The organism is Streptomyces sp. NPDC050743 (assembly GCF_044456925.1).
Lineage (GTDB): Bacteria > Actinomycetota > Actinomycetes > Streptomycetales > Streptomycetaceae > Streptomyces.
Map to the genome: position 1 here is coordinate 1 of NZ_JBITGJ010000327.1, position 1,482 is coordinate 1,482.

3 pseudogenes are annotated in these 1,482 nt (G+C 71.3%); 1 reads left to right on the top strand and 2 read right to left on the bottom strand.

Going from position 1 to position 1,482, the window contains the following annotated elements:
• Nucleotides 1–255 precede the first annotated feature (255 nt).
• Nucleotides 256–675, top strand: a pseudogene (locus ACIBJF_RS53395) (SDR family NAD(P)-dependent oxidoreductase); the annotation flags it as partial.
• Nucleotides 676–690: 15 nt separating this feature from the next.
• On the opposite strand, the pseudogene ACIBJF_RS53400 reads toward ACIBJF_RS53395, so the two are convergent.
• Nucleotides 691–1,290 (bottom strand): annotated as a pseudogene (locus tag ACIBJF_RS53400) (SGNH/GDSL hydrolase family protein); the annotation flags it as partial.
• 61 nt (nucleotides 1,291–1,351) lie between these two features.
• Nucleotides 1,352–1,482 (bottom strand): annotated as a pseudogene (locus ACIBJF_RS53405) (RNA-guided endonuclease TnpB family protein); the annotation flags it as partial.

A 1,482-nucleotide genomic window follows, 5' to 3' on the forward strand; every position in this document is an offset into this window, starting at 1 on the left:
TGGCCGTGTTCGACAGGCGCACACGGAAGGTGTACCGGGCATGCCCGGCGTCCTTCGTGGTCGCCTCTGTCGTCATGCATCCGAACCTACCCGAGGCCACTGACAGTTGAGAGTTCTCGATCATGGTGGGCGACGTCACCGCCGTGCGGGGTGGACGCCGGATCGCCCTGACCGCGATCCCGCTACCCCTGCCCTGCTCCGCAGGAGCCCGATTCCTCCCCGGCCTGAAGGCCGGGGCATCCTCGGAGGAACCCGGTGAACCTCAAGAGCGTCTGGCTGGCCATGGTCGCCGAGGTCGCCGCCATCCGGGCCACCGCCGGGACGGGCGCCATCGTCAACAACTCCTCCATCGGCAGTCTGCGGGGCAATCCCGAACTGCCCGCGTACGGAGCGATGAAGCGGGCGGTGAACAGCCTGACGGAGTCGGCCGCCGTGACGTACGGTCCCGAGGGAATCCGCGTCAACGCGATCGCGCCCGGCAACACCCTGACGGAGATGATCCGGGCCTGGGAAGCGGAGGCTCCTGGTCTTCAGGACCGGCTCACGGCGCTCACCCCGCTGCGCCGCGCGGCCGTGCCGGAGGAGATCGCCGAGGCCGCCGCGTGGCTGCTCAGCGACCGTTCCTCCTTCGTGACCGGCACGGTGCTGCGGGTGGACGGCGGCGCACGGGCCTGAACCGCCGGTGCGGGGTCAGCCGAGTCCGAGCACGCTCATGGTGCGCTCGGCCATGCGCTGCTCACCGAGCGCGTTGGGGTGGACGGGGACGATGTTCTGCCCGAACAGGAGCGGCTCGATCCACCGGGTGCCGACGGCCTGGCAGGCGTCGTGGCCCTCGGACGCCTGGGAGAAGTCCACGTAGGTGGCCCCGCTCTCCGCGGCGGCGCGCTGCACGACGGCGTTGAGGTGGGCCTGCAGCGCGTGCAGGTACGGCACGTCGCCGGAGGCGATCGGCATGCTGACGAAGCAGGACGGGTCGGCCGCGGCCGGCGTGATCCAGGGGTAGCCGAGCACCGCGACCCGGGCGTCCGGTGCCTTGTCCCGCACGGCGCCCAGCGCGGTCTTCAGCGCGGGGTAGGTCTTCGCGTCGATCGCGTCGTCGAAGGACGTGCCGTACGTGTCCTTGCACGGGCTGCCCTTGCCTCCGCTGAGGACGCCCGCGGTGCCGCAGGCGAGCATGGCGTTGACGAAGGTGCCGTTGTCGTTGCCGCCGATCGTCAGCGTCACCAGGTCGGTGTCCGCGGTGACGGCGTCCGCCTGCGGGGCGACCCCGGGGTACTGGGACTCGTTGAAGGCTCCCCTCCCTGGAGGGAGGGGATGCGTCACCCTCCAGGGCTGAGCGGGGATTTACGGCTCAGGCCGCCACCGGAGCCGGCGGCCCCGGTGGTCCTACGCCCTCGACACCGTCCGGGTTCCAACCTGCCCGGACCAGCATCACGCGGGCGGAGTTCTCGTCCCTGGGGGACACCGCTCCACACACGGTGC